18 protein-coding genes are annotated in these 22,277 nt (G+C 68.8%); all 18 read right to left on the bottom strand.

The window, feature by feature from the left end; all coding sequences use genetic code 11:
- Window positions 1-288: 288 nt before the first annotated feature.
- Window positions 289-522: a hypothetical protein gene (locus Q8A52_RS26240; protein WP_316755830.1), complete on the bottom strand. Its 234-nt coding sequence runs from the start codon at window positions 520-522 to the stop codon at window positions 289-291.
- A gap of 1,050 nt (window positions 523-1,572) precedes the next feature.
- Window positions 1,573-2,883: an LLM class flavin-dependent oxidoreductase gene (locus tag Q8A52_RS26235; protein ID WP_408649257.1), complete on the bottom strand. Its 1,311-nt coding sequence runs from the start codon at window positions 2,881-2,883 to the stop codon at window positions 1,573-1,575.
- Window positions 2,884-2,960: 77 nt separating this feature from the next.
- Window positions 2,961-4,013, bottom strand: a complete 1,053-nt coding sequence (locus Q8A52_RS26230) for an aliphatic sulfonate ABC transporter substrate-binding protein (protein ID WP_316755826.1) — start codon at window positions 4,011-4,013, stop codon at window positions 2,961-2,963.
- Between the two features lie 59 nt (window positions 4,014-4,072).
- Window positions 4,073-4,804 carry an ABC transporter ATP-binding protein gene (locus Q8A52_RS26225; RefSeq protein ID WP_316755824.1) on the bottom strand — a complete coding sequence of 244 codons (732 nt, stop codon included), beginning with the start codon at window positions 4,802-4,804 and terminating at the stop codon, window positions 4,073-4,075.
- Window positions 4,801-5,691, bottom strand: coding sequence for an ABC transporter permease (locus tag Q8A52_RS26220; RefSeq protein WP_316755822.1), 891 nt, complete (start codon window positions 5,689-5,691; stop codon window positions 4,801-4,803). The genes Q8A52_RS26225 and Q8A52_RS26220 overlap by 4 nt, the downstream gene beginning before the upstream one ends.
- Window positions 5,691-6,587, bottom strand: a complete 897-nt coding sequence (locus tag Q8A52_RS26215) for a TauD/TfdA dioxygenase family protein (protein WP_316755820.1) — start codon at window positions 6,585-6,587, stop codon at window positions 5,691-5,693. The genes Q8A52_RS26220 and Q8A52_RS26215 overlap by 1 nt, the downstream gene beginning before the upstream one ends.
- 882 nt (window positions 6,588-7,469) lie before the next feature.
- Window positions 7,470-7,643: a membrane dipeptidase gene (locus tag Q8A52_RS26210; RefSeq protein ID WP_316756241.1), complete on the bottom strand. Its 174-nt coding sequence runs from the start codon at window positions 7,641-7,643 to the stop codon at window positions 7,470-7,472.
- A 221-nt stretch (window positions 7,644-7,864) separates the two neighbouring features.
- Window positions 7,865-9,547 (bottom strand): ABC transporter family substrate-binding protein, encoded by a 1,683-nt coding sequence (locus tag Q8A52_RS26205; RefSeq protein ID WP_316755818.1) that lies wholly within the window; start codon window positions 9,545-9,547, stop codon window positions 7,865-7,867.
- A gap of 117 nt (window positions 9,548-9,664) precedes the next feature.
- Entirely contained in the window at window positions 9,665-11,752 is a 2,088-nt protein-coding gene (locus tag Q8A52_RS26200) for an ABC transporter ATP-binding protein (RefSeq protein ID WP_316755816.1), read from the bottom strand.
- The gene (locus tag Q8A52_RS26195) at window positions 11,749-12,663 is read right to left on the bottom strand and encodes an ABC transporter permease (protein ID WP_408649256.1); all 915 of its coding nucleotides are present in this window, start codon (window positions 12,661-12,663) and stop codon (window positions 11,749-11,751) included. Before Q8A52_RS26195 ends, Q8A52_RS26200 begins: the two co-directional genes overlap by 4 nt.
- Before the next feature lie 25 nt (window positions 12,664-12,688).
- The gene (locus tag Q8A52_RS26190) at window positions 12,689-13,672 is read right to left on the bottom strand and encodes an ABC transporter permease (RefSeq protein WP_316755815.1); all 984 of its coding nucleotides are present in this window, start codon (window positions 13,670-13,672) and stop codon (window positions 12,689-12,691) included.
- Window positions 13,673-15,210: 1,538 nt separating this feature from the next.
- A complete protein-coding gene (locus Q8A52_RS26180; protein ID WP_316755813.1) occupies window positions 15,211-16,338 on the bottom strand; it encodes an LLM class flavin-dependent oxidoreductase in 1,128 nt (375 codons plus the stop codon).
- 14 nt (window positions 16,339-16,352) lie between these two features.
- A complete protein-coding gene (locus tag Q8A52_RS26175; RefSeq protein WP_316755811.1) occupies window positions 16,353-17,444 on the bottom strand; it encodes an LLM class flavin-dependent oxidoreductase in 1,092 nt (363 codons plus the stop codon).
- Window positions 17,441-18,850 (bottom strand): NtaA/DmoA family FMN-dependent monooxygenase, encoded by a 1,410-nt coding sequence (locus Q8A52_RS26170; RefSeq protein ID WP_316755809.1) that lies wholly within the window; start codon window positions 18,848-18,850, stop codon window positions 17,441-17,443. Before Q8A52_RS26170 ends, Q8A52_RS26175 begins: the two co-directional genes overlap by 4 nt.
- 19 nt (window positions 18,851-18,869) lie before the next feature.
- A complete protein-coding gene (locus tag Q8A52_RS26165) occupies window positions 18,870-20,078 on the bottom strand; it encodes an LLM class flavin-dependent oxidoreductase (RefSeq protein ID WP_316755807.1) in 1,209 nt (402 codons plus the stop codon).
- A 74-nt stretch (window positions 20,079-20,152) separates the two neighbouring features.
- On the bottom strand, window positions 20,153-20,269 hold the full coding sequence (locus Q8A52_RS26160) for a putative leader peptide (RefSeq protein ID WP_316755806.1): 117 nt from the start codon (window positions 20,267-20,269) through the stop codon (window positions 20,153-20,155).
- A 110-nt stretch (window positions 20,270-20,379) separates the two neighbouring features.
- On the bottom strand, window positions 20,380-21,174 hold the full coding sequence (locus Q8A52_RS26155) for a GNAT family N-acetyltransferase (protein ID WP_316755804.1): 795 nt from the start codon (window positions 21,172-21,174) through the stop codon (window positions 20,380-20,382).
- A 78-nt stretch (window positions 21,175-21,252) separates the two neighbouring features.
- Complete coding sequence (locus Q8A52_RS26150) at window positions 21,253-22,272, bottom strand: transporter substrate-binding domain-containing protein (protein WP_316755802.1); 1,020 nt, start codon at window positions 22,270-22,272, stop codon at window positions 21,253-21,255.
- Window positions 22,273-22,277 lie beyond the last annotated feature (5 nt).

Genomic DNA, 22,277 nt, shown 5'->3' with positions numbered 1-22,277 from the left:
AACGGCTCACGCTCGGCACGGGATGCGCCACCGACCACGCCACACCCAGCGCACAGCACCGGCTCCGCAGAGGCAGGCATCACCCCCGCAGCGGAGCCGGTCCTGCGGTACGCAGAGGAGACGGCCCCGCCTGCACGTGGTTCCACGGCGCACTGACCCGGTCCGCCGCGCGCCACGCGCGGAGCGACAACCCGGGCCCGCCGTCGGCGCCGCCCGCTGGACTGCGCCAAGTTCAGCAAACGCCGGGACCACGGTCCGTCCCGGACCACTCAGCGGGATCGGTCATGGCTAATCCGGGAACTCGGGCCCGACCGCCGCACGAGCGCCGAGCGCCCTTCCTCTGCCCCAGCCCAGCTCACGACGGTACCCGCCGAGCAGGCCGGATTCCTCGAGCTCCCGCACATCATGGAAGCGCGAGCCGCGAACGAGCTCGGTCGCGAGCGGGGCGACGAACAGCGCGTCGGTCGGGCAGTACGCCTCACACTGGAAGCAGGTCCGGCAGTTGTCGTGCCGCGCGATCACCGGAACGCCGTCAGGGCCGCGGTCGAAAACGCGTGTCGAGCACGCATGCCGCGCGACTCCGTCCGCTGCACAGCGGCGTGGTACATCCAGCGCCCGTGCGCGACCATCGCGGCCGCTTCCCTGGCCCGGTCGGCCAGGACGACGTCGGCGCCGGCCTGGGCGGCCTTGATCGCGGCTCAGGTGTCCGCGGGGCCGCCGCCGACCACGAGCACGTCGGTGGCAGGGTCTGTTCGGAATCGGTGCTCGTCATGGCATGCGTTCATTTCCGTGACGGGTATCAGGACTTGAGACGGCCGGTGGCCAACATGGGCGGCGGGCCACGCCGAGAGCGCGCAGGCGAGGGCCCAGTCCATGAGCCCGTGCCGACTCGCCCGAGCGGAGGAAGCCGACCCGCTCGACCTGGGCCAGGCAGAACCGGGTCGAGGTGGCTCAGGACGTCCCAGACAGACCGGGGGCAGCTGCCGGACCGAGTAGAAGACTCCGCCGAGGAAGCCCAGCGGCAACAGAACGATCGGCTCCATGGAATAGACGTGGTCGAGCGGCCTGACGAGGCTGCCCGCGCTCACGCCCACCTGCGCGGCGACCAGGAGCACACCGAGCGTGCCGAACAGCAGGACGAGGGGGCAACCGCGCTCCGGCCGCCGGTGAGCGGGAGAGCCGCCGCCAGCACTCCCCCACCCACGACGGCGCCTCTGACGAGACCACCGCTCACCAGTGCCGCGTTGATTTCCCACCAGCGCAGCGGACTCGCGAACACGTCGTGAATGTACCCTTCGCGCCGGGCCTCGGACAGGCTGGTCGTCCCGGTGCGCGCCGGACGGCCGCCTTCCGTCCGATGCCGTGGTACCCAGCGTGGTAGATCAGGATTCGCCGGATCGACAGGAACCGGTCGACGTTGATCTCCTGCTCGGTCAGGCCCAGCATCCGTCGGGCTGCACGGCTTCGGTGGTCGTGGCCGAAAGCGGTGAGCGTGACCGAGCAACCCGAAGAAGGCGCCGTAGGGGATCTCCAGATCCAGGCCCCTGGACGAGCAGAGCCGGCGGTTTGCTGTCAGCCACCGGACACATGGTGCTCTTCCAGGTGGAACTGGTTGGCCGGCACCGGCAGCCCGTAGTGATCGCGCAGGGTCGTTCCTTCGTACTCCTCACGGAACAGGCCCTTGCCGCGAAGGATCGGCAGGACGTGCTCGATGAAGCTTTCCAGGCCGGACGGCAGGGCCGGTGCCATGATGTTGAACCCGTCCGCGGCACCGCCCTCGAACCAGGTGATGATCGTGTCCGCCACCTGTTCAGGCGTGCCGATGAACTCGAAGTGGCCGCGGCCGCCGCCGAGCCGCGAGATGATCTGGCGGACCGTCAACCGCTCGCGGACGGCGAGCTCGATGATCAGGTCGGAGCGGCTCTGCGAGCCCTCCAGCTTCGGCCGCGCGAGGATGAAGTCCGGCAGTGGCGCGTCGAGTTCGAACACCGACGGCTCGGTCTCGAAGACCGCGGCCAGTTGCCGCAGCCCGTAATCCGGTATGCGCAGCTCGTCGAACTCCTTCGCCAGCGCACGGGCCTCCTCCTCGGTCGACCCGATGTACGGGACGATCCCCGGCAGCACGATCACACCGTCCGGGTCACGCCCCGCGACCCTCGCCCTGGCCTTGATGTCGGCGTAGAAGTCGGCCGCGCGCTCGTACGTCTGGTGAGCGGTGAATATCGCCTCGGCGTGCCGGGCCGCGAAGTCCTTGCCGTCCTCGGAGGAGCCGGCCTGCACGAGCAGCGGGTACCCCTGCGGCGGGCGCTCGACGTTGAGCGGGCCGGCCACCGAGAAGTACGTGCCCCGGTGGTCGGGCCTGTGGATCCGGGCGGGGTCGGCGTAGCGCCCCGTGGTCTTGTCGGCGACGACGGCCTCGGACTCCCAGCTGTCCCACAGTGCCTTGGCGAGGTGCAGGAATTCGTCGGCGCGGGCGTACCGCGCGGCGTGGTCGGGGCGGTTGACGAGGCCGAAGTTGGCCGCCTCGTCGGCGCCCGCTGAGGTGACGATGTTCCAGCCGGCGCGGCCGCCGCTGACATGGTCGACCGAGGCGAGCCGGCGAGCGAGGTTGTACGGCTCGTTGTACGTCGACGACACGGTCGCGATGAGTCCGATCCTGCTGGTCGCCTGCGACAGCGCGGTCAGCAGAGTGAGCGGCTCGAGCTGGCCCGGCGGCCGGAACTCGCCCGTGCCGATGATCGCCGGGCCGTCCGCGAGGAACAGCGAGTCGAACTTGGCGCTCTCGGCCAACTGAGCCAGTTCGATCCAGTGCCGCAGGTCGAAGTCCGCCCGCGGGTTGCTGTGCGGGAGCCGCCACGCCGCCTCGTGGTGGCCGGCCTCCATGAGGAAGGCGTTGAGGTGGAGCCGGCGTCTTCTCTGGTCGCTCACGAGTGCTCTCCAGTCCTTCGTAGTGCGCCGGCTCAGCCGACCGACAGCTTCGAGCTGTCGTAGCCGGCCGGAAGGAGGTTGTCGGTGATCGATGAGACGTCGACCTTCTTGGTGATCTGGCCCGCCTCCAGGAAGGCGTCGGCGAGTTTCTGCTCCGCCGCGATGTCCGACTTCCCCACCGGGGTCACCCGGGTCTCGAAGGCCTTCAGGGACGCCTTGGCGTCGTCCAAGGGGATGCCCTCCTCCTTGGCGATCGCCTGCGCGTACTTGTCCTCGTGCTTGACGGCCCAGGCGAACTCGTGGGCCAGCCGCTGCAGGACATCGGTGAGAGCCGCCCGCTTGGTCTTGTCGTTCAGCGAACTCTCACTCGCGACGTAGTAACTGCTCGTCTGGTCGATCGGAGGGAGACCCTTCGCCAGGATCCGGGCACCGTTCTTGACTGCGATCGCCGACTGCGGGTTCCAGATCGACCAGGCGTCCACCTTGCCGGTGTTGAACGCCGTGGCACCGGCCGCCGGGTCGAGGAAGACCAGCTTCACGTCCTTGGGGGTGAGGCCCACGCTCTTGAGCGCGTTCAGTGCCAGACCGTGAGCCGAACTGCCCTGCGGCACAGCGAGCTTCTTGCCCTTGAGGTCCGCGAGCTTCTTCAGCGTCGAGCCCTTGGGCACGATGATGTTCTCGTTCGCCTGGGTGGGCCTGAGGGAACGGTTGACGGCGACGACCTTGAAGCCGTACTCCTTCGCGGCGCCGGTGATCGGCGGTACGTCGCCGACGCTGCCCAGGTCGATGTCGCCCGAAGCGGCGGCCTGCACGAGCGGCGGGCCGTAGGTGAAGCGGGCGAACTTCACCTTGTAGGGCGCGTTGTCGAACACGCCGGTGATCTTCGCCAGCTCCTGGCTGCCGTCACCGCCGTTGTCGCCGATGGTGAAGGTGTACTTCTTCCACTCGGGGTGGCCGTCGGCGCCCGGTCCGCTGGGGCTGCTCAGAGGAGCGGCGGCCTCCGATGTCGATGCGCAGGCGACGAGCGTGCTCCCCAGGGCGAGCAGGCCGACGGCAGCGACGATTCGGGAGGATCTTCTGGACATGGGTTCTCACGTGCTTTCTGTGCTGTGGTGGGAGGAGTTGCCGGGTGTGGCGGGGGAAGTCAGTGCTGGTTGGCCAGGCCGAGGTCTTCCAGGAGCGCGGAGCGCAGTTCCTCGCGCGCGATGCTCGCCTCGCGGTCCGCGGCCGACAGCTCGACGAGGTGGGAGGTTCCGATGCGTCCGTTGTTCATGACGACGACGCGGTCGGCCAGCGCGATCGCCTCGTCGACGTCGTGGGTGACGAGCAGCATGGCCGCGTGGTGCTTGCTGCGCAGCGCCCGCACGAGGTCGTGCATGCGCAGCCGGGTGATGGCGTCCAGGGCCGCGAACGGCTCGTCGAGCAGTACGAGTTCGGGCTCCGAGACCAGCGCCCGCGCCAGCGACACCCGCTGGGCCTCGCCGCCGGAGAGTTCCTTGGGCCATGCCTTCTCGCGGCCCGAGAGGCCGACCTCGGCGAGTACGTCGAGGGCTCGCTGCTCGGCATCTGGTCCGTGCAGGCCGAGGGTGACGTTGCGCAGCACCCGCTGCCACGGCAGCAGGCGGTCGGCCTGGAACACGATCGCGCGCTTCGCAGGCACCTCCACCCGCCCGCCGTCGGGCCGGTCAAGACCGGCGAGCAACCGGAGGAGGGTGCTCTTGCCGCAGCCGGAGGGGCCCAGCAGGACCACCAGCTCCTCGTCGGCAATGGAGAGGTCCAGGTGGTCGAGAACGACCCGGTCTCCGAACCGGCGGACGACCTTCTCGACGAGGGCGCCGGCCTGTTGGCGGGGTTGGGTCTCAACGGTCGTGCTCATGCTGCCTCATAACCGGGGCGCCACCGCAGCAGCACCCGCTCGAGAGCCCGGACGAACTGGTCGGCGAGCAGACCGAGGAGCGAGTAGATCACCAGCCCCACGAAGACCTGGCCGGTCTGGAGGTATGTCTGCCCCTGGGTGATGAGGAAGCCGAGACCCTTGTCGGCGTTGACCGTCTCGGCGGCGACGAGGCCCAGGACGCTGTAGGCGAGGGAGAAGCGGAGGCCGACCAGGAACCCCGGCAGGGCTCCGGGCACCAGCACCCGCGTCACGAGGCGCCAGGTGCCCGCGCCCGTCGTCCGCGTCATCTCGATCAGACGCTGGTCGACGCCGCGGATCGCGGCGAAGAGGTTGACGTACATCGGGACGCCCGCACCGAACGAGATCAGCAGTACCTTGGTGAGCTCGTCGATGCCGAACCACACGATCATCAGCGGCAGCACGGCCAGCAGCGGGATCGTGTTGAGGATCTGCACGACGCCGTTGAACAGATACTCGCCGCTGCGCAGCAGTCCGCCGAGCACCCCGCTGACGATGCCCACCGTGAGCCCGATCGCGAGACCGATGCCGGCCCGTTGCAGCGAGATGGCCAAGTCCGGCCCGAGGAGGCCCTGTTGCCACAGATCGACAGCGGACTTGACAATGGACGTCGGTGCCGGAGCGTAGGTCTTCTTCAGCACTCCCGCCCTGGCCAGGACCTCCCAGGCGATGAGGATCACGACCGGAGTCGTGTAGATCCCCAGCGGCCAGCGCAGGCGCTCGCGCAGTGCGCGGAGCAGAGTCTGGCGGCGGGCGTCGCGCGGCAGGAAGACCTCGCGCCCCGGCGCACTCGTCGTCTCAGCAACTGCCGGGACGACGGCCGGCCTCTCGAGGCTGACCTCGGTCATCAGACAGCCACCTCCAGCACTCTGCTGTAGTGCGAGGCGTCACCGACGAGTTGCTCGCTGCGGCGGCCGTCGACACCGACCGGCACATCTCCCGCGACCGTCACACGGTTGAGGCGGCGCGGGTGGCCGTCGTAGTTGTCCACCCCGTAGTGCTGGGTGATCCGGTTGTCGAAGATCAGCAGCTGGTCGGGAGCCCAGGTCCAGCGCAGGACGTTCTCCGGGCGGGTCACGTACGGCTGGAGGATGCGCAGCAGATCGGCCGACTCACTGCTCGAAAGGCCGACGATCCGCTTGGCGAAGCCCCCGATGAACAGGCCGCGTTCACCCGTCAGCGGATGCACCCGCACGAGAGGGTGCTCCGTCTCGTGCGGCGTCGAGGCGAAGACCCGGTCGTACGCCTTCCGCTGTGCCGTCGTGGCCTGAGGACGCGCGTAGTCGTACTGGTTTGTGTGCACGACGCGCAGCGAGTCCGCGAGAGCGCGGAGCGGCTCGGGCAGGTCGCGGTAGGCCGCGGCCGCGTTCGCGATGAGCGTCTCGCCACCGTACGGCGGGGTCACGACGGACCGGAGCGTGGTGAGCTGCGGTGGGTTGAGCACGAAGGTGACGTCCGTGTGCCACTCGTTCGCCTTGGACGTCTCGCTGTCGACGGCGAGCACGTTTGTCGTACCGTCGGCGGCCGGCACGTTCGGGTGGGCGGTTGTCAGGTCGCCGAACCACCCGGCCACACGCTCCTGACCGGCGTTGTCGAGGTACACGTGGTCGAGCACGATCGCCTTGTGCTCGTTGAGGGCGTGACGGAGCGTCGTGATCGTCGAGGGATCGGGAGGCGCCGTGAGGTCGACGCCTTCGACGACCGCGCCGATGCGGCCCGTGAGTTTGCGGATGGACGGAGCCATGGAAGGTCCCTCTCAAGGAATGGGGGGGCGCACTGTCAGGTGCTGAGAGTCGGAGTGAACGGGTGATGGGCAGCGATGAACGGCCACGAAGCCGATACTCGGTCCAGCAGCGATGCGAGGGACCAACGACGCGAGGAGTGTCGGACGAAGGTCAAGCTGTGTGGTGGACGTCGTGCGACCGCACCCGCCAGCGCGCGCTGTCCGGGGTTTCCTGCGGAAATCCCGTCGGGCCCGCGCCACTTGCACGACAGGCCTTTGGGCCGAAGCTGACGACACATCCCCTCGCCGACCTCGAGTCGCAACGCACGTACTTCTCCCGAGGGGGAGAGCAGGAGCGGAGAGAGGAGCGGGCGAAGAAGGCGATCATGCGGTCGATACCGCGGTCCCTCGGGGAGACACCACTGAGGCGGCGGCTCAGCACCGCTCCTTCCGAAGGCAGGCCGTCCGCGCACACACGCCGCTGCCCAGGGTCGCTTCGCGGATCAGCGACACACTTTCCGGATCAACGACAACAGAACGCGCTGGAGACGTGCGCCAGGTCGATGTGGCGCCTCCGAGTCAAATCCACGCGCGGGGTCATGGAACGTGAGTTCAGCAGACGCCCACCCCGTCGGTCAATAAGTTCCGGCCAGGTCTCACATTGCGGAAACGTGGAACTGCTCCGCCCTGGAGAACGGAGCCGCGGACGGTGCCACGTGAGGCCTGTCCCCTGAGCCGGCGTGGCGGAGTTGGTACCGGTCCAGCGACGGATGGCACCCTGCAGCGTCCGGCGCCACTTCCCGGACCGGCAGTCGCTGCCAGATCTTTCCGTCGGCCATCAGGAACTCCAGGTCAGCGACGCATGTGGTCCGGAACAGGCGACGCCACACTCCAGCATCACCACTATCCCGATCGGATGAATATGGTCCGACTCCTGCCTCCCTCCGACCGCATCCAAGACCACGCCGGCCAGTCGCGCAACAGCTCCCAACCCGGATCGGCGAGGTTGCGCGAGTGGTCGTTGAGGGCGCGTACGGAGGAGTGGCTGAAGAGCACCGGGGAGGTAGAGGCGGCCAGGGCGAACGGAAGCCGATCGCGCTGTGAGCCTCTCCCCTGCCCTGGATCCGCTCCCTGGCGTTCCTGCTGGCCGCCGCGGCGCCGGACGGCAGCGACGTCCTGCTGGACACGGTCGGCGGGAAGTGATGCTGGCTCGGCGGGGCGAGGGGCCGCCCTGGCACTCGGCCCGGCCTGCGACCAGCCCCGGCGGCACGCGTCTCCGGGGCCGGCCTGCGGGGTGGTTACTTCTCCCAGCCGACCGTCTCCGGGAGCGGGTTGTAGAAGATGGTCGCGCCGACGTTGGCGAGGCCCGTCTTCACACCGTAGGTCGAGGGGCCGCTGAACAGCGGGAGGAAGGCGTACTCCTGGAGCGCCTTCCGTTCGACCTGGTTGGCTGCCGTGGCCTGCTTGCCGAGGTCGGCGATCTTGGTGGTGGCGCGGATCTGTGTGTCCAGCGCGGGCGAGCCCGCACCGGTGATGTTGGAGGCGCGGTCGGAGCAGTAGAAGTCGCACAGGTAGCGGGCGCCGAAGGGATCCATCGAGCGGTTCCCCGAGAGGAACAGATCGAACTTGCGGTCGCTGAGGATGTTGGAGAAGTCCGCCTCGTCGGCCTTCTTGATGTCGAGGCGAATGCCCACCGATTTCAGCATCGCCGCGAAGGCGCCGGCGGTTGCCTTGTCCAGCGGGTCATCGCCGAGCAACGTGTAGCCGACTTCGAGTTTCTTGCCGTTCTTGGCCCGCATACCGTCGCTCCCGGGCTTCCAGCCGGCCGCGTCGAGTGCCTTCTTGGCCTCGTCCGGCGCGTACTTCAACACGGCCGAGACATTGTCCCGGTAGCCCTTCTGGAAGCTGTAGAGGATGGCGGAGCCGGGCAGCGGCTCCTTGTAGTCCAGGCCCTGGAACTGGATCTTCGCGATCTGCGTGCGGTCGATGCTTTCCTCGATCGCTTTGCGCACGGTTTTGTCGGCGAGGACGGAGGATTTGGTATTGAAGTACAGCGAGTACTCGAAGGGGCTTCCGCCACGGCGGACCTCTGTACCCTTGAGCCCCGTGATCTGCTTGAGGCTCTCGGCGTCGACTGCGGAGACGTAGTCGAGCTGCCCGTTCTTGAAGGCGTTGATCGCCGCGGTCGACTCCAGGTTGACGTAGATGCGCTTGTCGAGCTTGCCCTTCCTGCCCCACCACTTCGGGTTGCGGACGAACGTGATGTTGCCTGAGTGGGTGTCCCACTTGCCGACGGTGTACGGCCCCGCGCCCCACTCCGGGTGCGCCTTCTTGACGTAGGCCTGGTTGAAGTTCTCGACCGTTGCGGCCTTGGGGTGCAGGAAGGTGGTGAACAGGCTCGACCAGGAAGGGTCGACTCCCTTGAAGGTGATCACGGCCTGTTTGGCATTCCTGCCCTTGTCGACCGAGATGATCTGGTCGTAGCCGTCCGTGGAGGAGGCGGCGTAGGCCTTGTCGGAACCGTTGTTGGCCTTCCACGTGGCCTTGATCGCGGTCCAGTCGATCGCGGTGCCGTCGTTGAAGACGGCCTTGGAGTTGATGGTCAGCGTGACCTTCTGGTTCCCGTCTTCCACAGAGACCTTCACATCGCTGAAGTAGTCCGGGTTGTACTGCACCTCACCGGTCGGCGAGTAGGTGATCGCGTCGGCGTTGTACCAGGCCCAAACACGGGACGCTGTCAGCGTGGCATTGACGTTGAACGGGTTGCCCTGGTCATCGAAGGTCCCGACCGTGGTGTAAGTGCCCCCGTCCTTGATCCGGTCATATGGCGTGGGGTTGTAGTCGGCGACGGAGGATGCGGCCGAGGGAGTGTTCTTCCCGTCCGACGCCGCGGAGTCTTTCCCTGATGAGGACTGGCACGCGGTGGCGGTGACGGAGATGGCAGCTATGAGAGCGACAGGCAGGGCCAGTCTTGCGCGCATGACGGAGAGTTCCTTATAGGTCGGTGAAGGAGAACATGGACGCGGCAGCAGCGCCCACGGCGGGCGCGGGCGGGCATTCGGGAAGAACGTGGTCCCTCCGATCGCCAGGGGCGGTGTTCAGACGCCGTGACAGGCGTACTGATGACCGGGGCGCCCGGCAGCGAGAGTCGCCACGGGGGGCCGGGTACCGCAGCGGTGCCGCAGCTCTTCGTCGGCACGGCGGTACAGCGGGCAGCGGTCGACGAAGACACAACCCTCGGGCATGCGCGCGGCGTTCGGCGGCTCCCCCTCCAGCACGACGCGTTCGCGGGTGCGTTCCCTCTCGGGGTCGGGTATCGGGATCGCCGACAGCAATGCACGGGTGTAGGGGTGCTTCGGATCGGAAAAGATCGCCTCGGTGTCCCCCGTCTCTACGATGTGCCCCAGGTACATCACCGCGATGCGATCGGAGATGTACCTGACCACAGCCAGATCATGGGCGACCACGAGGTAGGCAAGTCCGAGTTCGCGCTTGAGCCGCGCCAGCAAGTTGATCACCTCGGCCTGCACCGAGACGTCCAGGGCGGAGAGCGGCTCGTCGAGCGCGAGCAGCTTCGGCTCCGTCGCCAAGGCACGGGCGATACCGATCCGTTGGCGTTGGCCTCCGGAAAGCGCGGCCGGGAAGCGGTCACTGACCGAGTCGTCCAGACCGACCAGGCTCAGCAGCTCGTGGACCCGTGCGCGGATCGACTCGCGATCCCTCCCGATCGCCCGCAGGGGCTCGGCCAGCAGGTGGAAGACGGGCATGCGAGGGTCCAGGGCCCCCACAGGGTCCTGCATGACGATCTGTACATCCTGCCGCAGCTCCCGTAGGCGCGTGCCGGATGCGACCGTGCCCACGTCGGCGCCGGAGATCTCGATCCGGCCCCCTTCGGGCCGCCTGAGCCGAAGGATCTCCATCAGCGTCGTGGTCTTGCCGCTGCCGGACTCACCCACCAGGCCGAGCGTCTCACCGGCGCGCAGCTCGAAGCTGACCCGGTTGACGGCGTGCAGCGTGCCGACCCGGCGCTTGAGGAGGGCGCCCTTGGTGACCGGAAAGGTCTTGACGAGATCCTCGACACGGAGCACCACCTCGCCGGCCTCGGCATGAACCGAAGGCGCCGGTCGGCCGACGGGCGCCGCAGCGTCCCCCGTCGGGTCCAGGGATCCGCCGGCGATCTCAGCGGCGCGCAGGCAGGCCACGTGCCCGTGCCCGGTGACACTGCGCAGCTCCGGTTCGCCGGAGCGACACGCGTCGAGAGCGACGGCGCAGCGGGGTGCGAAGGGGCAGCCGTCCGGGAGGCCCACCAAGGCGGGTGGCTCCCCACCGATCGGGACCAGGGGACGGCGGGCCCCGCCGTCCACGGTCGGCACGGCGGCCAGCAGCCGCGCGGTGTACGGCATCGTCGGCCGACGGAAGAGTTCCTGGACGCCCGCATGTTCCACGAACCGGCCCGCGTACATGACGGCGACATCGTCCGCGTGGCCCGCGACGACCCCGAGGTCGTGCGTGATCAGGACGAGACCGGCGCCGGTCTCCTCCTGCGCCAGCCGCAGCACGTCGAGGATCTGAGCCTGCACGGTGACGTCGAGTGCGGTGGTGGGTTCATCGGCCACGAGCACGGATGGCCTGTTGGCGATGGCCATGGCGATGACCACGCGTTGGCGCATGCCGCCGGAGAACTCGTGCGGGAAGGCGGCGGCGCGGCTGCGCGGGTCGGGAATGCCCACGAGATCGAGCAGTTGCACGGCCTGTTCCCAGGCTGCCCGCTTCGTCAGGTCCTGGTGGACCCGCAGGGCGTCGGAGAGCAGCCGGCCCACCGAGAAGATCGGTGTGAGGGCGGACAAGGGGTCCTGGAAGACCATGCCGATGGAGTTTCCGCGTATCTCCGAGAGCGCCCGGTCGTCGAGGCCGGTAAGGTTCCGTCCGCCGAGCAGCACCTGGCCGCGCAAGTCGGCGGTGGGCGGCAGCAGGCCCATGATGCCCATCGCGGTGGCCGACTTGCCAGAGCCGGATTCGCCGACGATGCAGAGGGTCCGGCCGGGCAGCACGTCGAAGCTCACGCCGCGCACCGCTTCGACGGTGCCCGCCTCGGAGGGGAAGGAGATCCGCAGGTCCCGCACGGAGAGGACGGGCACGGCGTCGGCGGGCGGCGCCGGGTCGACCAGCGAGGTCGCGAGGGTCATCGTCGATCTCCTGCCGAGCCAGTAACTGACGTGGGGTCGAGGGCGTCACGGAGGCCGTCACCGATAAAGGTCATCGACACGGTGAGCACAACGACCAGCCCCGCGGGGAAGGCGAAGAGCCAGGGGGCGCTCGTCACGGTGCTCGCGCCGTCCGCGAGCATCGTGCCGAGGGAGACGTCCGGGGTCTGGACGCCGAACCCCAGGAAAGAAAGGGCGGTTTCGCTGAGCACGGTCGCAACGACTCCGAGCGTCAGGTTGACGATCAGAAGGGAGCCGAGGTTGGGGATGATGTGGCGGAAGATGATGCGCAGGGGACCGACCCCCATGAATTCGGCCGCCTTCACATAGTCGCGTTCGCGCAGTGAGGTCGAGACGGACCAGATCACCCGCGCGGTGGGCATCCAGCCGAACAGGGTCAGCACGGCGATGAGGACGCGCCAGTCGCCGGCCAGCCGGTGGGAGACCAGAGCGAGGATGAGGAACGAGGGGACGATCAGGAGGAAATGGATGACGGCGAGGGTCGCCCGCTCGACTCGGCCGCCGATGTACGCGGCGCCGGAGCCGATGATCGCGGCGAGGACGATCGTCAGTACCGACACGATCACGGCAATCATCAGGGAACGCTGGAGCCCGTGCACGGCACAGGCGTAGATGTCGTTGCCGCCCTGGTTGGTGCCGAACCAGTGGAGTTTGCTCGGAGGCTGGGTGAGCGCGGTGAAGTCGGGGTCGGTGTACGCGTAGGAGTTGAATCGGCCGCCGAAGGCACCGAACAGCACCAGCAGCACGAAGATCACCACTCCGACGACGGCGAGGCGGTTGCGAAGGAAACGCCGCAGATAGAGACGGCCAAGGCCCAGGTTCGAGTACTCGCGCGCGGGGGTTGCCGCTTCCGGCGACTGCTGCGCGGTCAGCTGGGCGGGAGCGTCGGTGGTCACGTCAGCTCGCCCGCACTCTCGGGTCGAGGACGACCGTGGCGATGTCCGCGAGGATCGCGCCGATCGCGGTCAGAGCTGCGGCGAAGGCGGCCGTCGCAACCGTGCCGTGTACGTCGTTCTTGCTGATGGTCTGGATGAAGTAGCGGCCCATGCCGTTCCAGCCGAAGATCGTCTCCGTGATCACGGCACCGGTGAAGACCGCCGGGACGCCGAACGCCACAGAAGCCGCCGTCGGGATGAGCGCGGCCCTGAGGGCGTGCCTGCGGATGGCCTGGCTGCGGGTGAGCCCGGTGGCCTGGGCGGTCCGTACGAAGTCGGCGTGGAGCGTGTCGAGGAGCAGCGAACGCTGCGTCAGGTGGTAGCCGACGTAACCCATCAGCGTGAGCGTCAGGGTCGGCAGGATCAGATGCAGGAGGCGATCACCGATCGTGGGGAGCAGTCCTTCGACGTTGGGTGAGTTCTCACCAGCAACGTAGAGGAAGTGCAGCCCGGCACGCTGGTTCAGCCAGATGGCGACGAAGACCACGGCGAGTGCGGCGACGGACGTGGGGATGTTGAACACCACGATGGACACGGCCTGCGACACCCGGTCTGCCCAGCCGTACTGCCGAGCGGCGGTGTAGACGCCGAGCGCGACACCGATCACGACGGACAGGACGGTCGCGACGACGACCAACTCCGCGCTGACGACAGCCCGATAGCCCACTTCGCCGTTGACGGAAACGCCCGTAGGGGACTTCCCCCAGTCGAAGCGCAGGGTCACCGTGGTGAGCCACTCCCACCAGCGGTGCACCAACGGCACCCTGGGGTCCAGGTTGTACGGCGCGAGGGCCCGGTCGATCTGTGCCTCGCTGCGGGCGGGCCGCAGTTCCTTGAAGTTCGATCGCGGGTCCAGGAACCAACTGGCCAGGAAATAGGTCGCATTCGTCGCGACCACGATCATCAGAAGCCAGCCGACCGCCTTGCGTGTCACGTAGCGCACCACGCCCGGCACCTCCCCATCACACACGGGATGTGCGCCTCGGGAGCGCCGGGGAGACAAGTCGAATTCATGCGCGGCGAAGCTTTCTGTGGGTACGGAACGGAGCCACGGAGGGTGAGCGCCAGCTTGGTCCGTACTTTGCTGCGGCACCAGGTTTTACCTGGTGCCGCCACGAGGTCGACATGTTGCCGTAGCACACGATCCGGAATACGGCGCAATTCGGATGATCTTGATGTGCGCGGCGTTACGTTGACGCTGGCTCGTGCAGGAGCGATACGCGGTCAGCACCCGTCAGCCGGGGCCAGCTCGCCGAGAAGCGCCCAGGTCCGCCGCCGATCCACTTCTCTCGCGATCGGTGTGCCCGAGAAGAGCACCTGCATGGCCGGTGACCGCCCCGTGCCCGAGGACCACGATCCGGGCCCAGGACGGCCGGCAACGGCGGCCGTGAGGGCCGGGACCAGATGTTCCTCCAGGGCACGCGTACCAGCCGGATAGGGGCAGGATTCGGTCCGCCAGTTCGCTGCCAGCACGCAGGCCTGCGATCCCATGGAGGCGACGAGCAGGGAGACACCACTCTCGGCACTCGGCAGGCGGGGCGGGGTTCGGCGTGGTTGCGGTGAGCAGCTCACCGTCGAAGTCGGCCGTGCTGGTTTGCGTCAACTACCTTACCTTCGCCGGGAATTCACACAGACGCGCGACGGGCCGTTCGAAGGGCACGCCGAAACCGTCGGGAGCTTGGGCCCAGGTCCAACTCGAGGTGGTAGCGGCCGTGGGTGACCGCTTGGGCTATCTGGACCTGACTGGGGACGAGCAGGGAGTGCCGGCCGAAGGCAGGAATCGAGGAGGGGCCCACAACGAGTTGGGGACCTCGCGTCCGACGACCACCGCGAGCCGCGGCGGGTCCGCGCCGAAGGACCACCCGAACCAGGCCGACCGCAGGCTGGCCGCCACGGTGTCACGAGCCAGCCGCACGGAGGCGTCGATTGGTTCTGGGCGTCTGATGCGTCAAGCGCTACTCCTAGCTCATGCCCGTGACAAGCGCTCGCGTCCGGTCGGGCATTGCGGGGGTGTGTGAAAGCCGGGATCAAGCCGACCGGGCTCATGGAGTAAAAGTCACGCCGAAGAAGGCTCGTAAGACCGTGTCCTACATGGTCTGAACTCGTGGCCGCCGCTGCGGAGGATGCGACGGGCACGACTGCCTCCACGGCCCCACACCCGCCCACCGGGCGCGCAGCAACCCGACCAGGAAATGCACCAGCGCAGAGCAGCAACGTCTCACCGCCTGGCCGTACTGCCCCACAGCCCGGCCCGCCACCCCGGGGGGAAGGGCGGCGGGCCGTAGCGTCGGAGTGCTGGCCGCGGCGGGCGGCGGCATCCAACGGGCGCAGTCCCGGTCCACGAGTCCCGAGAAGACTGTCCCTGGGTATTCCGTGCCCTCAATCCCGGTCGGGCTGAGTCGATCTCGTACGTGTCGCAGCCGCGCTCCGTTGCGCCGCCACCCGCTGATCACCCGTCAGTCCTGGCACTGAACGTCTCGCACCTCACCTCTTGCGCCACTCCTCGGCCAGCAACTCGTAAGACCGCACCCGGTCCGCGTGGCCGTGGGTGATCGTGGTGATCAGCAGCTCGTCGGCGCCGGTGGCCTCCTGGAGCTGTTCCAACTGGTCGGCGACCCGGCCCGGGGAGCCGACGAACTGGGTGTCGAGTCGGTCCTGGACCAGCGCCCGGTCCGCGTCCGACCATGCGTGGGCGCGCGCCTCGTCCGGCGTGGGGAATTGGATCGCGCCCTCGGCCGTACGGATACTGCGGACCCACAGGCCGTAGCCGGTGGCGAGGTCGCGGGCGGCCTCGTCGTCCTCGGCGACCACGACGTCCGCGGACACGCTGACGTACGGCTTGTCCAGGACGTCGGAAGGCTGGAACGCGGCGCGGTAGCCCTCAGCCGCCTCCAGCACCGTGGCCGGACTTACGTGGTAGTTCGCCGCGAACCGCAGGCCGTTGCGCCCCGCGACCTCGGCGCTCTGGCCGCCACTGCTGCCCAGGATCCAGATCTCGACGTCGGCGCCCTCTCCCGGCACGACATGGGCCTCGACGCCGTCCGCGGAGCGGTACGTGCCCGCCAGCAACGCCAGGATGTCCTCGATCTGCTCACCATAGTCCTGCGACTCGGCGTTCGGCAGAAGGAGCAGCTCGCGCTGGAGGGCGATGCGCGGTGAGCCGAGCAGGTGCTCGAACGAGAACCGGGGCGGGATGCGCAGGCCGTTGGGAGCGAAGCCGTCCTCCACCGGAGTCGCGGCCGGCAGCGGGGTGGCGGACCCGCCGGGCGGGCGTCCGCCGGAGCGGCCGAGCCCCAGGTCGAGGCGCCCGGGGTGCAGTGCGTCGATCAGGCCGAACTCCTCGACCGTGGACAGGGCGGTGCGATGGCCCAGTTGTACGGCACCGGAGCCGAGCCGGATGGTCGAGGTTGCGGAGGCGGTCAGGGCGAGGACGACCGCGGGCGACGTGCCGGCCACACCCGGGTTGAGGTGGTGTTCGGCGAACCAGTATCGGGCGTACCCGAAGCTCTCGGCCTGCCGGGCCAGGTCGATGGAGTTGCGCAGTGCCTCGGTGGCGGTGGAACCGGACGAGACCGGGACCAGGTCCAGGACGCCGAGGGGGATGTCGGACATGTACGGAGGGCTCCTCAGTGGTCGGCGGGCACGGACACGGGCACGGGCTCCGCGAGAACCGGGCCCCATGAAAACGGCGGATCGGGGATCTCGCGGCGCAGCACCGGCGCGATGTCCGACTGGAAGAGTTCAAGGGAGCGAAGGTGTTGACGGTCCGTCAGTCCTCCTGCGTCCGCGTGCAGATGCAGCACGGTGTGCCCGAACTGCTCGTGGTAGCGGTGTACCTTCTCGATGATCTGCTGGGGGCTGCCGATCAGCGCCGAGCTGCGCTCCACGAAGTCCTCCAGGGTCGAGAACACCGGCTCCAGGCCCAGCTGTTTCTGGAACGCCAGGTTCCCCTCGAACACGGGCCGATAAGCGGCGATCGCGTCCTGCGAGGTGCGGGCCGCGTAGAGCCCCGCCGTCCCCGCGCCGACTGCGACGTCGGCCGGATCGTGGCCGTAGTGTTCCCAGCGCTCGCGGTAGTAGCGGATCAACTCCGCGTAGGGCTCTATGGGGTTGGTGACGTTGGCAGAGAAGAGCGGGTCGCCGTAGCGGGCGGCCAGGTCGACCGACTCCTTGCTGGTCGCGCTGCCGTGCCAGACCCGGATCGGCTGCTGGAGGGGCCGGGGCCACACCTCCGCGTCCTTGAGCTCCGGGCGGAAGCGGGTCTCGGCGGTCACCTTGTCCTGGCGCCAGATCTTGCGGAACACCTCGTAGCTCTCGGCGTTGCGGTCCCACTGCTCCTCGGGGCTGACCTGGAACAGGTCCCGTTGGGCGGCTCCGTTGCCCTTGCCGATGATCAGCTCGAGGCGTCCGCCGGAGAGATGGTCCAGGGTCGCGTAGTCCTCGTACGCCCGCACCGGGTCGAGGAGGCTGAGCGTGGTGACCGCTGTGAACAGCCGGATCCGGGAGGTGAGGGCGGCGATGTGACTGAGGACGACGGGTGGCGAGGAGGAGATGAAGGGCCGCTCGTGCCGCTCCCCCACGCCGAAGCCGTCGAAGCCCAGTTCCTCGGCGAGGAGCGCGTTGTCGAGCACCTCGCGGAAGCGGTCCTGGATGGGCTTTTGTACGCCCGTCACCGGGTGCGGGGCGTGCACGATCAGGGTGATGGCGAGGAACTTCATGACGCCGCACGCTCGTCGCGCACCTCGTCGATGGGGGTCCCCCCGCTCGAGCCAAGCCGAGAGTGGGGGAGAGCCAGACCGAGGTGGTCGCGCAGAGTGGTGCCCGCGTACTCCGTGCGGTACACACCGCGTTCCTGGAGCAGCGGGACGACCTGGTCGGCGAAGGGGTCGAGGCCGCCCGGGGTGATGTGCGGGACGAGGATGAAGCCGTCGCTGGCGTCGGCCTGGACGAAGTCGTTGATGGTCTCGGCGACGGTGGCCGGGGCGCCGACGAAGTTCTGCCGGTTGCCGGTCTCGATGACCAGGTCGCGGATCGACCACTTGTTGGCGGCGGCGAGCTCGCGCCACTCGCGGGCCGTGGCCAGCGGGTCGCGGTACATCCGTACCTGCGCACGGCCCCGGGCGATGGTGTGCTCGCCGAGAACCGGTTCGATGTCGGGGAGCGGACCGTCCGGGTCGTACGCGGACAGGTCCCGGTTCCAGACGAACTCCAGGTGCTTGATGGCCGTGGCTCCGCTCACCTGCTGGCGGCGCACCTCGCGGGCCAGTTCCTCCGCCTCGGCATCGGTGTCGCCGAGGACGAAGCTCGCGGCGGGCAGGATCAGCAGCTGATCGCGGCCGCGGCCGTACCGGGCGAGGCGGCCCTTGACATCGGCGTAGAACGCCTGGCCCTCCTTCAGGGTGGCGTATCGGCTGAAGATCGCGTCGGCGCTCGACGCGGCGAACTCGCGCCCCTCGTCGGAGTCTCCGGCCTGGAAGATCACCGGCCGGCCCTGCGGGCTGCGCGGGACGTTGAACTGTCCCTGGATGTCGAAGTGCCGGCCCTGGTGCACGAAGGCTCCGGCCTGCGCGTCCCGCAGGAAGGTGCCGGTCCCCCGGTCGGCGACGATCTCGTCCCCGTGCCAGGAGTCGAAGAGCTCGATCGCGGTGGCCAGGAACTCCTTCGCGCGGGAGTAGCGCTCCTCCTGCGGGAGGAAACCGCCGCGGCGGAAGTTCTCACCGGTGAAGGCGTCCCAGGACGTCACGACGTTCCAAGCGGCGCGTCCGCCTGAGAGGTGGTCGAGGCTGGCGAACTGGCGGGCCACCTCGTAGGGCTCGTTGAAGGTGGAGTTGATGGTGCCGGTCAGGCCCAGCCGTTCGGTGACGGCAGCCAGCGCCGACAGGACGGTGAAGGTGTCGGGGCGCCCCACCACGTCCAAGTCGTAAATCTGGCCCCCCTGTTCGCGCAGCCGCAGCCCCTCCGCGAGGAACAGGAAGTCGAACTTGGCGCGTTCGGCGGTCCGGGCGAAGTGCGCGAACGAGCTGAACTCGATGTGGCTGCCGGCCTCGGGGTCGCTCCACACGGTGGTGTTGTTGACGCCGGGGAAATGGGCCGCGAGGTGGATCTGCTTGAGCGGCTTGCTCATGGTCGGGGGTCCTTCCGGCTCAGGCGGTGGCGGCGTAGCGGTTGGCGGGGCGGGAGAGCCCGAGCAGCCCGCGCAGAGTGTCGGCCTCGTACGCGCGGCGGAAGGCATCCCGGCGCTGAAGTTCAGGGACCAGGCCCTGCGTGATCGCCGGGAGGTCGTGACCGGCGACGGCGGGGCGCAGCCGGTAGCCGGACAGCCCCGACGCCTGCAGCTCCTGCAGCAGATCGGCGAGTTGGGCGGGGGTGCCGGTGAAGATCGGGGCGTCGCTGGTGTACGGGTATCCCGCGAGGGCGTCCAGGCGCTGCCGGCGGGCCGCGGCCTCGGCGGGATCGTCGTCGAGGAAGACCACCAGGTCGCCGAAGATGTGCAGGGTCTCGTCGGCGCGGCCTGCCGCCGTCTGCTCGGCGCGGATCTCCTCGACGACGGCGCGGGCCTGGTCGGCGTCGTGCGGGGTGACGTAACCGATGTCGGCGGCCCTGGCCACCAGCCGGTAGGGAATGGTCGCATGGGCCAGGGCGCTGACGATCGGCTGGCCCTGGGGCGGGCGGGGCGTGATCGAGGGGCCCTTGATGCTGAAGTGCCTGCCCTCGAAGTCGATGTAGTGGAGCTTGTCCCGGTCGATGAAGCGGCCGGTGGTCACGTCCCGGATCTCCGCGTCGTCCTCCCAGCTGTCCCAGAGCCGGCGCACGACCTCGACGTAGTCGGCGGCCTCGTCGAAGGCGTCGGCCACCGCTTCCTGCACAGCAGGTGTGTCGTAGTCCTCTATCCGGAACGGCGGGAATGTACGACGCCCGAAGTGCGCGGCCTCGTTCTGGCGTGCCGTGATCTGTACACGCAGGCCTGCGCGGCCGCTGCTCACATAGTCGAGGGTGGCGATCGCCTTGGAGATGTGGAACGGCTCCGTGTGGGTGGCCACCACCGTCGGCACCACACCTATGTGGCGGGTCAGCGGGGCGACCCGCGCGGCGATGAGGACGGCGTCCAGGCGTCCGCGGACCTGGTCGGTGCGGCCGTCGGGTTCGGTCAGGGACGAGGACTGGAGGCCGAGCGCGTCCTCGATGGTCACGAAGTCGAGCAGACCGCGCTCGGCCTCGGTGACGAGGTCGGTCCAGTATGCGGCGCTGAGCAGTTCGCGGGGCCGAGCGACAGGCTCGCGCCAGGCGGACGGGTGCCAGCCGGCGCCGTCGAGGGCGACGGCGAGGTGCAGAGGGGAGGGTGACGAGGACACGGGAGTAGTGCCTTCCTGATCAGCCGTACGAGGGAGCCGCCCCGTACGAAGGGTGCGGCTGCGAGGACAACGGGTCAGGAGCAACAGAGCGCGCCGGCCACGCGCAGCAGGTCGATGTGTGGCCGGGAGTACAGATGCAGGCGGCGGGGCGGGGCGGGGTTCACGACGCGGTGACGGGACACGGGACGCATGTGCCTCACCTCCGCCCTTCCGGTCCAGCGGCCCCGGGGCCCTTGCCCACCTCGCGCTCGCGTCTTGCCGAAGGGGCGCCACTTGCTGGTCAGCAAGCACAACAGCACGGCTATGCCTTTTCTTCCGGTTGTCCGGCTACTTGTTCGTCCCGGGCTTTTGTTTCGTCCCCACCTTGTTTTTCCGGCTGTCCGCCCGGCGTGCGGACGAGCGCGAACCGCGTACGGCGGCGCAGGGTGAACCCGATGGACTCGTAGAGCCGGATCGCGTGGGTGTTGCTCGCTGCGGCGTGGAGGAAAGGGGTGTCGCCGCGTTCCCTGATCCCCGCCGCGACCGCGCGAACCAGCCGGGTGGCCAGGCCCCGGCCGCGGTGCTCCGGGTGGGTGCAGACGGCGCTGATCTCGGTCCAGCCCGGTGGGCGAAGGCGTTCGCCGGCCAGGGCGATCAGCCGCCCGCCGTCCCGGATGCCGAGGTAGGTGCCGAGCTCGACGGTACGGGGCAGGAAGGGGCCCGGCTGGGTGAGGGCGATCAGGCCGAGGATCTCGGGTACGTCGGCGGGTCCCAGCCGCACCGCTTCGGGTGCGGGTTCCGCGTACAGAGCGGTGTCGACCATCTGGACGCCCTCACCGCTGTCCACGATCTCCCAGCCTCCGGGCACCGTCTGGACCGCGGTGACCGGGGTGACGGTACCGGGTCCCACCAGTGCGGCCAGGTCGTCCCAGGCACGGGGATCGGCGGGGTCCTCCAGGGCGGTGAACGGGGAGACGTACGTCAGGTAGCGGGCGGCCCGGCCGACGCGCTCGGCGAAATGGACGTGCGGGCCCGTCAGCGCGGCCCAGGCGGCGTTGTCCAGGATGTGCGATTGCGTCGGGCTCGGGAACACGGCGTGGTGAACGCTGGTGGACATTGCGGTGCGGAGTCTCCGTATCGGGAACGCGGCCGGGACTCCACCGGGGCACGGCGGAGTCCGGTGGGCGGACGACGGTCAGGAGTTGTCGAGCGGCAGGCCGGCCGGGTTGACCTCGGACGTGGCGACGGCCTCATTGGAGAGGTTGTAGGCGGCGAGCCACTTGGCGTACTGACCGTTCTTGATCAGATAGTTGATGGCGTCAGCGACGGGCTTGGCGAGCCCGCTGTCCTTCTTGGTGGTCGCCGCAATCAGCCCCTGCAGAGTGGCACCGGCGCCGGAGAAGGTGCCCGCGCTGCGGGTCGGGTTGGGCGACTCGGCGGTCTGCGTGATGTGGTAGGCGATGCCCGGGTTGGCGGCGAAGTAGGCGTCGATCTTGCCGCCGGTCAGCGCCAGGTTGACGGTGTTCTTGCTGGCGTAGTTCTTGACGGTGAGGGTCTTGCCCTCCTTCTTCAGCTTCGTCTGCCACTCCAGGAGGATCTTCTCCTGGTTGGTGCCGTTGTCGACGGCGACGGTCTTCCCGGCGAGGTTCTCGTAGTTGCCGTCGAAGTTCCAAGTGCTCTTCTTGAGCACCTCGAAGCCGAGGTTGTCCTTGCGGTAGGAGGCGAAATCGTACTTCTTCTTGCGCTCCTCGGTGTCGGTGATGTTGGCGAAGGCCACGTCGACCTTGCCGCTGTCGATACCGACGAACATGTTCTCCCAAGTGGAGTTCTGCAACTCGGGCTTGAGGCCGAGGACGGCAGCGACCAGGCGGCCGAAATCGGGTTCGGCGCCGGTGAGGGTCTTCTGGTCCGAGCCGATGTACGCCAGCGGCGGGAAGCCGTCCGGCAGGGCACCGACGCCAATCTTCAGCACGCCGCTCTTCCTGACCGTCGGGGGCAGTTCGGCGCTGATCGACTTGACGTCGGACACCTTGAGTGGGGTCGGCTTGGCGGCCCCGTTGGACAGCTGTCCCACGGTGACCGTGCCGGCGGCGTCGGCCGTGACGGCGGCGTCGCTGCTGCCCCCGCAGGCGGCGAGTCCGGCGGCGAGCGTGGCGACGACGGTGCCTGCGGTGAGACCGCGGAGGAGTCGGCTGCGGAAGCTGAGGGTGCGCATGGCTG

The organism is Streptomyces herbicida (assembly GCF_032656585.1).
In the GTDB taxonomy this organism is placed as follows: domain Bacteria; phylum Actinomycetota; class Actinomycetes; order Streptomycetales; family Streptomycetaceae; genus Streptomyces; species Streptomyces herbicida.
This window is presented reverse-complemented; position numbering and strand designations above follow the sequence as displayed.